The organism is Bradyrhizobium sp. ORS 375 (assembly GCF_000239775.1).
Lineage (GTDB): Bacteria > Pseudomonadota > Alphaproteobacteria > Rhizobiales > Xanthobacteraceae > Bradyrhizobium.
Map to the genome: position 1 here is coordinate 1 of NZ_CAFI01000075.1, position 8,645 is coordinate 8,645.

8 protein-coding genes are annotated in these 8,645 nt (G+C 64.8%); 5 read left to right on the forward strand and 3 right to left on the reverse strand.

What is annotated here, in order from left to right:
- Both BRAO375_RS06575 and BRAO375_RS06580 read left to right on the forward strand, forming a co-directional pair.
- Nucleotides 1-1,275, forward strand: a 1,275-nt coding sequence (locus BRAO375_RS06575) for a response regulator (protein ID WP_035639287.1), incomplete at its 5' end; no start/stop codon positions are given.
- Between the two features lie 13 nt (nucleotides 1,276-1,288).
- Nucleotides 1,289-2,779, forward strand: a complete 1,491-nt coding sequence (locus tag BRAO375_RS06580; RefSeq protein ID WP_035639290.1) for an HWE histidine kinase domain-containing protein — start codon at nucleotides 1,289-1,291, stop codon at nucleotides 2,777-2,779.
- Nucleotides 2,780-2,795: 16 nt separating this feature from the next.
- Here the strand turns inward: BRAO375_RS06580 and BRAO375_RS06585 are convergent, their stop codons facing one another.
- Both BRAO375_RS06585 and BRAO375_RS06590 read right to left on the reverse strand, forming a co-directional pair.
- On the reverse strand, nucleotides 2,796-5,081 hold the full coding sequence (locus BRAO375_RS06585) for an FdhF/YdeP family oxidoreductase (RefSeq protein ID WP_009026681.1): 2,286 nt from the start codon (nucleotides 5,079-5,081) through the stop codon (nucleotides 2,796-2,798).
- A 294-nt stretch (nucleotides 5,082-5,375) separates the two neighbouring features.
- The gene (locus BRAO375_RS06590; RefSeq protein ID WP_009026682.1) at nucleotides 5,376-5,936 is read right to left on the reverse strand and encodes a type 1 glutamine amidotransferase domain-containing protein; all 561 of its coding nucleotides are present in this window, start codon (nucleotides 5,934-5,936) and stop codon (nucleotides 5,376-5,378) included.
- A 256-nt stretch (nucleotides 5,937-6,192) separates the two neighbouring features.
- Between BRAO375_RS06590 and BRAO375_RS06595 the strand changes: the two genes are divergently transcribed.
- The 3 genes from BRAO375_RS06595 (at nucleotide 6,193) to BRAO375_RS06605 (ending at nucleotide 7,214) form a co-directional block, all read left to right on the forward strand.
- Nucleotides 6,193-6,459 carry a hypothetical protein gene (locus tag BRAO375_RS06595; RefSeq protein WP_244423124.1) on the forward strand — a complete coding sequence of 89 codons (267 nt, stop codon included), beginning with the start codon at nucleotides 6,193-6,195 and terminating at the stop codon, nucleotides 6,457-6,459.
- A 136-nt stretch (nucleotides 6,460-6,595) separates the two neighbouring features.
- The gene (locus BRAO375_RS06600; RefSeq protein ID WP_009026684.1) at nucleotides 6,596-6,787 is read left to right on the forward strand and encodes a DUF3072 domain-containing protein; all 192 of its coding nucleotides are present in this window, start codon (nucleotides 6,596-6,598) and stop codon (nucleotides 6,785-6,787) included.
- A gap of 139 nt (nucleotides 6,788-6,926) precedes the next feature.
- Nucleotides 6,927-7,214, forward strand: coding sequence for a hypothetical protein (locus BRAO375_RS06605; protein WP_009026685.1), 288 nt, complete (start codon nucleotides 6,927-6,929; stop codon nucleotides 7,212-7,214).
- Between the two features lie 31 nt (nucleotides 7,215-7,245).
- Here the strand turns inward: BRAO375_RS06605 and BRAO375_RS06610 are convergent, their stop codons facing one another.
- A complete protein-coding gene (locus tag BRAO375_RS06610; RefSeq protein WP_009026686.1) occupies nucleotides 7,246-8,610 on the reverse strand; it encodes a glycoside hydrolase family 3 N-terminal domain-containing protein in 1,365 nt (454 codons plus the stop codon).
- Between the last annotated feature and the right edge of the window lie 35 nt (nucleotides 8,611-8,645).

Here is an 8,645-nt window from a genome sequence, read left to right on the forward strand (position 1 = left end):
CCGGCTTCCATTCCGCACGTCCAGACACCTGCCCTGCAGATCACGGCGCCTGAACGCACCGTCGAGCCGCTGCAGGATGATCGGCTCAGCCTCGCCCCGGGAGACACCATCCTTCTGGTCGTTGAAGATGACCCGCATTACGCGCGTGTCCTGATCGATCTCGCACGCGACAGGGGCTTCAAAGTCCTGGTTGCGAGCCGCGGCGCCGAAGCGCTCGAGCTTGCCAAGCAGTATCAGCCGGCAGCGATCTCGCTCGATGTGTTCCTTCCGGACATGCTCGGCTGGACCGTTCTGAGCCAGCTGAAGCACAACCCGCTGACCCGGCACATCCCGGTGCAGATCATCACGCTCGATGAGGACCGCCAGCACGCGCTGGCACGCGGCGCCTTCTCCTTCGTCAGCAAGCCGACGACAACGGAGGGGGTCAGCGCGGCGCTGTCGCAGATCAAGGAATACGCCAAGCCGCGGCGCAAGCGGCTGCTGATCGTGGAGGACAACGACGCCGAGCGGATGAGCATTCGCCAACTGCTCGAGCATGATGATATCGAGATTCTCGCGGCGGAGACCGGCGCGGGCGCGCTCGATGTACTGCGCAGTGCGCCCTGCGACTGCGTCGTGCTGGACCTCCGGCTGCCGGACATGAGCGGCTTCGACGTGCTCGACCAGCTGCGGTCGGACGAGACGCTGGCCGGGGTGCCTGTCGTCGTCTTCACCGGGCGGGAATTGTCCGCCGAGGAGGATGCGGAGCTGCATACGATGGCGCGCAGCATCGTCGTCAAGGGCGTGGAATCGCCCGAGCGTCTGCTCGATGAGACGTCGCTGTTCCTGCATCGGATCATTACGGAACTGCCGATCGAAAAGCAGCGCATGCTCGAAAAGCTGAACAGCTCCGATGAGGACCTGATCGGCAAGACGGTGCTGCTGGTCGACGACGACGCGCGCAACATCTTCGCGCTGTCGAGCGTGCTGGAACGGCGCGGCATGAAGGTGCTCACCGCAACGACAGGGAGCGAGGCCATCGATCTCGTGCAACACAACCCGGAGATCGCGATCGTGCTGATGGACATCATGATGCCGCAGATGGACGGCTACCAGACCATTGGTGTCATCAGGCAGTCCCCGACCTTCGCACGCCTCCCCATTATCGCGCTGACCGCGAAAGCCATGAAGGGAGACCGAGAAAAGTGCCTTGAAGCCGGCGCCTCAGACTATCTGGCCAAACCCGTCAACACCGAGCAGCTGCTCCTTGCCATCCGCATGTGGCTGCACCGCTGAACGGCTGATCACCATGGAACATCCGAAGGTCAACATTCTCCTGGTCGACGACCAGCCCGCAAAACTGCTGGCCTATGAAGTCATCCTGAAGGAGCTCGGAGAGAACCTCGTCGTCGCGACATCGGGACGCGAGGCGCTCGAGATCCTGCTGAAAAACGAGATCGCCGTCATCCTGGTCGACGTCTGCATGCCGGAGCTCGACGGGTTCGAGCTGGCACAGATGATCCGGGAGCACCCGCGGTTCCAGAAGATCGCGATCATCTTCATCTCGGCGATACAGGTCAGCGACTTCGACCGGCTGCGCGGCTACGAGATGGGCGCCGTCGACTACGTCCCCGTTCCCGTCGTGCCCGAGGTCTTGCGGGCGAAGATCAAGGTCTTCGCCGAGCTCTATCGCAAGACCCGCGAGCTGGAGAATCTGAACCTCGAGCTCGAGAACCGCGTGCGGGCGCGCACGGCGGAACTGGAGAGATCGACAGCTCAATTGCTGGAAAGCGAGCAGCGCCGCAGCATGGCCATCGCCGCAGGCCGAATGGGCTCGTGGGATTTCGACGGCGTCAACGGCGACTGGATGTGGGACGAAGGCCAATACCGCATCTTCGGGGTGACGCCGCAGAGCTTCGAGCTCAACAGCGTGAACATCATGGGTCTGCTGCATCCCGAGGACGCGGAGCGTGCGCGACGGGTGGTTGCTGAGTTCGGCCGTGGAGCAACGTCCTACGAGGCGGAATTTCGCATCAACAGGCCGGATGGCGAGGAGCGCTGGTGCGTCGGGACGGCGGCCGCGACGACCGACACAACGGGGCGCGTGATCCGCGTCAGCGGCGTCACCATCGACATCACCGAGCGCAAGCGCGCCGAGGAGCGGCAGAACCTGTTGACGCGCGAGGTCGATCACCGCGCCAAGAATGCGCTCACGCTGGCGCAATCGATCGTGCGGCTGACCAAGGCCGATAGCGTCAGGACCTATGTCAGCGCGGTCGAGGGCCGCATCAGTGCGCTCGCGCGCGTTCACACCATCCTGTCGCTATCGAGCTGGCAGGGCGCGGAGATCAGTCGATTGGTCTCTGAGGAGCTCGCGCCCTATGCGACCGGCGGACAGGTGGCCTTCGGCGGCGCAGAGTTGCAGCTCGAGCCGGCGACTGCACAGACGCTTGCGCTGGCGCTGCACGAGCTGGTGACGAACTCGGCGAAATATGGCGCGCTCTCGGTGCGCTCCGGCCAGCTCTCGGTGCATTGGACGATCGAGCAGGACCGCCTCGATCTCTTGTGGATCGAGACCGGCGGCCCGCTGGTTCGGGTGCCGACCTCGCGCGGCTTCGGCACCCGCAGCCTGATGGCCAGCGTCGAGAGCCAGCTTGGCGGGCGCGCCGTGTTCGACTGGCGGCCGGAAGGACTGGTCTGCCGTCTCGTCGTTCCACTTCGCCCGGGCGCGTCACCGCCCGAGACGAGCGCTTTTACCAAGGATGCCACCGACCAGGGCCGACGACGCGCGGCGAGCTGATCGCTCGCTCACGCGTCTAGCCCGCCGTTTCCGGGCTGATCCTGACCGGCACCGATTTGGCTGCCGGCACCTTGCTGCCCTCAGCGTAGTGCCAGAGCGGGATCAACCCGTTGCACTCGGGGTAGTAGGCGGCCACGCTATGGCGTGGAATGTCGAAGGTCACGACCTGCAATCCCCCGAGCGAACGCTCTACGCCGTCATCGGCCACGGTCGCCAACCGCACGGTGTCGCCTTGGGCGACGCCGAGCTCGCTCATGTCTCGCGCATTCATGAAGACGACAAGGCGACTTCCGCTGACGCCCCGGAACCTGTCGTCCTCGTTGTAGATCGTGGTGTTGAACTGGCCGTCGGCGCGCAGCGTCATCAGTTGGAATACGCCTTTGCCCTCCTCCGGCGGGTTCAGTCCCGCCTTAGGGACCGTGAAGTTGGCCTTGCCGGTCGACGTCTTCCACTTGCGCTCGCGCGCACCGAGCGGACGGGGAAAGCCGCCCGGCTGGAACAGGCGCTGATTGAAATCCTTAAACTGATCAGGATAGGTCCGCTCGATCGCATCCCTCACCCGCGCGTAGTCCCCGACCCACGCGTCCCAGTCGACGCGCGGATTCGGCGCCAGCGTTGCCTTGGCCAGACCTGCCACGATGGCCGCCTCCGACAGCAATCCCGCGGCGACGGGCTGACGCTGTCCGCGCGAGCCGTGGATGCAGGCGGTGGAGTCCTCCATCGATACGGCCTGCGCCCCGCTCGCCTGCCGGTCGATCTCGATCCGGCCCAGGCATGGCAGGAGATATGTCACCGCGCCCGGAACGAGGTGGGTGCGATTGAGCTTGGTCGCGATCTGCACCGACAGCCGCAGCCTCGACCAGGCCGGCTCCATCAGCGAGCGCTCCGGCACCGCCCGCAGGAAGTTGCCGCCGAGACCGACAAAACCCTTCACCTCGCCCTTGATGATCGCCTCGCAGGCATCGACCGTGCTGAGACCATCCCAGCGCGGCGGCTCGAAATTGTAGAGCTCAGCCAGCTTGTCCAGCGGCACCAGCTTGGTCTTCTCCGAGATGCCGACCGTGCGCTGTCCCTGAACGTTGGAATGCCCGCGCACCGGCGAGATTCCGGCGCCCGGCTTGCCGATGTTCCCGCGCAAGAGCAGAAGGTTCACGATCATCTTCGCAGTCTCGACGCCGTGACGATGCTGCGTGATCCCCATCCCATAATTGGCGATCACCGCATGCGCAGACGCATAAACCTTGGCGGCTTCCAGAATGTCGGACCGCGCCAGCCCCGAAGCCCGCTCGATGTCGCTCCACGCCGCTTGGCGGCAGTAGCTCGCGAAAGCGTCGAATCCAGACGTATGCTGCTCAATGAAGGCGACGTCGAGGACGCGGGGACTTTTCGTCGCGATCGCGGCGTCATCAGCCTCGATCACAGCCTTGCAAAGCCCGAGCAGCGCCGCTCCGTCGCCGCCGACCCTGAGCTGATGATACTGCGTGCTGATGCGCGTGCCGCCGGTCAGCACCATCTGGATCGGGTTTTGCGGGTCGGTGAAACGCTCCAGACCGCGCTCGCGCAACGGATTGAAAGTGATGATGGGGACGCCGCGCTGCGCCGCCCGCTGCAGGGGATGCAGCATGCGCGGCGAATTGGTCGTCGTGTTCTGGCCGAAGAAAAGAATGCAGTCGCTCGTGTCGAAATCCTCCAGCAGCACCGTGCCGACGGGGACGCCGATGACCTCTGGAAGCGCGACGGAGGTCGACTCATGGCACATGTTGGAGCTGTCGGGAAAATTGTTGGTCCCGTACATGCGACCGAACAGCTGGTACATGTAGCTTGTTTCGAGCGAGGCACGGCCGGAGGTGTACATCACGACCGCGCGCGGCTCGAGCGCCTTCAGCTCCGCGCCGATCGCGCGAAACGCCTCGTCCCAGCTCACGGCAACGTAGCGATCGCTAGCCGCGTCGTAGTGCATCGGATGCGTCAGCCGGCCCTGCTCCTCCAATTGGTGGTCCGACCACGTCCGCAGCTCCGCGAGCGTGTGTTGGGCGAAGAAATCCGGCCCTACGGTTTTGCCGGTGATCTCCCATGCCGTGGCCTTGGCGCCGTTCTCACAGAACTCGAACGGGTGCGGATGCGCAGGCTTCGCCCACGAGCAGCTCACGCACATGAAGCCGCCCGGCTTGTTCTGCTTCAGGAGAATCTCGCTGCCGAGCAGCGCCACCTCCTCCTGGGTGAGAATGCTCGCCACAGCCTGAACGGAACCCCAGCCGCCGGCCGGAGCCTTGTAGTCCTGAATCTTTGCCTTCTCACTCACGGCACATCTCCGCGGCCTGGAAAACCCGGCCAACCCGGGATCGCCACGTAAGTTCCGCGCTGTCACGGGAGGTTGCGCGGCCGGAGAGGCGGATGAAGGCGAGGCGGATGAAGGCAGAGGACGAAATTAGGAACGAGGCGCCGTGCCGAACGTCTTCCATCGGTCTCCGGCGGCGTTCCCCCATCTCGCTGGAGACACTCCGTGTGGACTGCGGCCCAGCGTTCGACCCCTCGGGCGCTGGGCCCGTCTGCGCAAAGAGGCCGGACGTGATCCGGCCTCTTCCGGTGCCCCGCCTCAAGCGGCGCTGCGTTGCAGATGGCGACCTTCCTTGATCTCTTCGATGATCTTGGCGCTGAAGGCCTCGAGATCGCCTGGATTGCGCGAGGTGATCACGCCCTGATCGACGACGACCTGCGCATCCTGCCACTGCGCGCCGGCGTTGGCGACGTCAGTCTTGATCGACTTGTACGACGTCATCTTCCGCCCCTTCGCGATCCCCGTCTCGATCAGAAGCCATGGCGCGTGACAGACCGCAGCCACGATCTTCTTGGCGTCGAAGACGTCCTTGATGAATTTCAGCGCCTTCGGCTCGAGGCGCAGCAGATCCGGATTGATCTGGCCGCCCGGCAGCACGATGGCGTCGTAGTCGGACGCCGAGGCCTGGTCGAGCGTCTTGTCGACCTTGACGGGCCTGCCCCAATCCTTCTGGTCCCAGCCCTTGATCTCACCCGGCGCGAGCGAGATGATCTCTACCGTCGCCGCGGCCTGAGACAGGCGATCGCGCGGCACTTCCAGCTCGGATTGTTCGAAGCCATTGGTGGCAAGGATCGCGATCCGCTTTCCCTTGATATCCATTGATTGCTCTCCTTTGGAGTGATGACCGCGGCCAACCAGGGGCGCGCGCCGATCGTTCCGCGGCGACGCATGACCAATTGTCACAACTCATCGATCGGCGGCGCGTCTCCGCCAAAAGGGAACCGGAGCCCGCGGCGACTGTTTTGTCTGATACGAGCAGCCCTGGCGGCGCCGCGCAGCGCGGACGAGCCAAGCCCGCTCTGTCGAAGATCTGGAGCTCCTCGTGCCCTACGCGCTGTTTGAGAATGACGAAAGGATGACGCGTCCGTTTCGAACCGAGCGCGAGGTATGGGAGGCCGCCGAGCAGGCGGATCTCGTCACCCTGGATACGCACGGCGAGAAGGTGCTCGACAACAATTTCGAGATCAAGCCGTGTGAGGCGACGGCCGACGAACTCGCCGGTCCGGGACAGGACATCGTCATACCGGATGCGCGTACGCCAGATGCGCCGCGCACCGGGAGCTCGGCGCAACAACAACCGCCACAGCCCGCCGTGAAGAAGACGACGCAATCCTCGCAGTAATTGGCGACCTCTTCGCTTGGCGGGTGCAACTGCGCGTCTCGACCGGCTCGGTGAAGGCCCCGAATTTCCGGCAGGAACGAAGAATGAACGAACGGCAGCCCGGCGCGTTGATCTCGGCCTGACAATGGAGTCCGTTATGACCGACAAAATCGAGAAGGATCCCAAGGACTGGGCTTCGGGCAATGACCCAATGACGGATGCACAGGCGTCCTACCTGAAGACGCTCAGCGAGCAGGCCGGCCGGCCGGATCCCACCGCAAAGGTGCGCAGCAAGGCGGAAGCATCGGAACTGATCGATGAGATGAGACGCGCCGCCGGACTGGAGTGATCGGCCACCTCGCCCGTCAGCGCTCGCACAGATGATGAGCTGGCGGCAGATCGGTATTCGGGTGCTTGCGCAGGCGGCCGGCCTGTCGCGAATCACGACTCGGTCGGTTAGTCTTTGCGGCCTTTCTCGGGAGTGCACGATGGTTGCGGATAGTGACAGCAGGGTTGCCTGGCACCGCGCTCAGCTCAAGAAGAACCGCGCGGCGCTGAAGCAGATCGAGACGGCTCGGTTCACGGTCGGGGAAAGCGCGGATGCCAAGGCGATCGAGCGGACCAGGCGACAGGTGTCTGAGCTCCAGCTCAAGATCCGCGAGTCGGAGCAGATCATCGGGCAGCACGACAAGCAGGTGCGTCGACCGCTCGCCACGGATCTGCGGAGTCTCTCCAACGTCGCCTGGCGCAACTGGACCGGCAACGGCCCGCGCTGACCAGCGGCGCTGCGTTCAATCGACGGCCGTCCTAATCGACGCCACGGTGCTGCAGGCTTGACGATGGCGATTGTACGGCCGATGCGTCCGCCGCAATCGGTCCCTTTTCACCCGGCATCCACCGCCGCAATCGCTCGTCGCTTCGGCGTAGCGCCTCCAGATCGAGCCGTCCTTGCGCCAGAGCATCCTTCGCGCACGCGAACACGCGGTGGAACTGCGTCCCATCATAGGCGACGAGCAGGAGATCGGCACCGCCGTTGAGCGACTCGACGACGGCCTTGCAGAGATCGTGGCCGTAGATCGCGCCCATGACGAGATCATCAGTGATGATCACGCCGTGGTAGTTCCAGCGGCCGCGGATCAGGCCCTCGAGCACCGCCTTCGAATGCGAGGCGGCATGCTCGCGATCGATCGCATCGACCACGACATGACCGACCATCACCGCCGCAGCGGAGTTGTCGAGCACCTGGCGGAATGGCCGCCAGTCCGACTGCTCCAAGACATCAGCCGCCGTCTCGAGCTGCGCGGAGAAATGGTGCGTGTCGGCAGCAACGCGGCCCAAACCCGGGAAATGCTTGACGGCGGCGCGAACGCCACTGGCCTCGAGACCGCGCACATAGCCGAGCGCGACGTCGCCGACCACCGTGGGATCGTTTGAGATCGCGCGCCGACCAATCAGCGTATGAAAGTCGAACCGGTTATGCGTCCAGCTGGGACGCAGATCGACGACCGGGGCGAGATTGAAAGTGATACCCGCGTCCGCCAGCGATCGCCCCTGGCTCTTGCCCATCTCGAACGCCTCCTGCGCGCGCCGCGCTGCGGGCAGATCTGCAAGCGTCGCGAGCGCGGGCATGTTCGGCAGCATCGGCGACAGATGTGCGACGGAGCCTCCCTCCTGATCTGCCGAGACCAAGAGAGGTGGCAGGCCCGCGCGCGTCCGCGCGGCCTGCAGTCGGGCGATATCAGCATGCAGCTGAGCAGCGGTTCGGCCACGCACATTGTGGCGGGTCACATAGACGCCGGCGATCAGCCCCTGCCGCGCCAGCGCTGCAGCGTCGTCCGTCGACCTGTAGCCGACCATGAAATGCGGCCCGAGCAGCCGCGCGACCTCGGGGGCCGTGCGGAACGTCTCATACTTCCGCCAGGCGAACATGAATTGCGTGGCCGTCAGCGCGATCAGCGGGATGCACCACGCGAGCAGGAGCAGTCGCCCGCCGACGCTGCGCCAGCGGCCGCCAAGCAGGAGCAGAAGCGGAGCTGCGAGACCAATGATTAGCAGGGCTGCGTGACCGGGGCCGCGCAGCCGAACGAGATAGGGCTCGTTGCTGTTGAACGTGATGAAGATGAAGAGCAGGGCAAGAGCCCAGAGGAATGCCGTCCTGATACGCCCGAGCATGTGTGCGGCCGATTGTTGCAAGGAGGAAGACGGCT

Coding starts and splice junctions, on each gene's coding strand:
- BRAO375_RS06580 (WP_035639290.1), top strand. CDS start 1,289: ATGGAACATCCGAAGGTCAACATTCTCCTGGTCGACGACCAGCCCGCA.
- BRAO375_RS06590 (WP_009026682.1), bottom strand. CDS start 5,936: ATGGATATCAAGGGAAAGCGGATCGCGATCCTTGCCACCAATGGCTTC.
- BRAO375_RS06595 (WP_244423124.1), top strand. CDS start 6,193: ATGACGCGTCCGTTTCGAACCGAGCGCGAGGTATGGGAGGCCGCCGAG.
- BRAO375_RS06600 (WP_009026684.1), top strand. CDS start 6,596: ATGACCGACAAAATCGAGAAGGATCCCAAGGACTGGGCTTCGGGCAAT.
- BRAO375_RS06605 (WP_009026685.1), top strand. CDS start 6,927: ATGGTTGCGGATAGTGACAGCAGGGTTGCCTGGCACCGCGCTCAGCTC.
- BRAO375_RS06610 (WP_009026686.1), bottom strand. CDS start 8,610: ATGCTCGGGCGTATCAGGACGGCATTCCTCTGGGCTCTTGCCCTGCTC.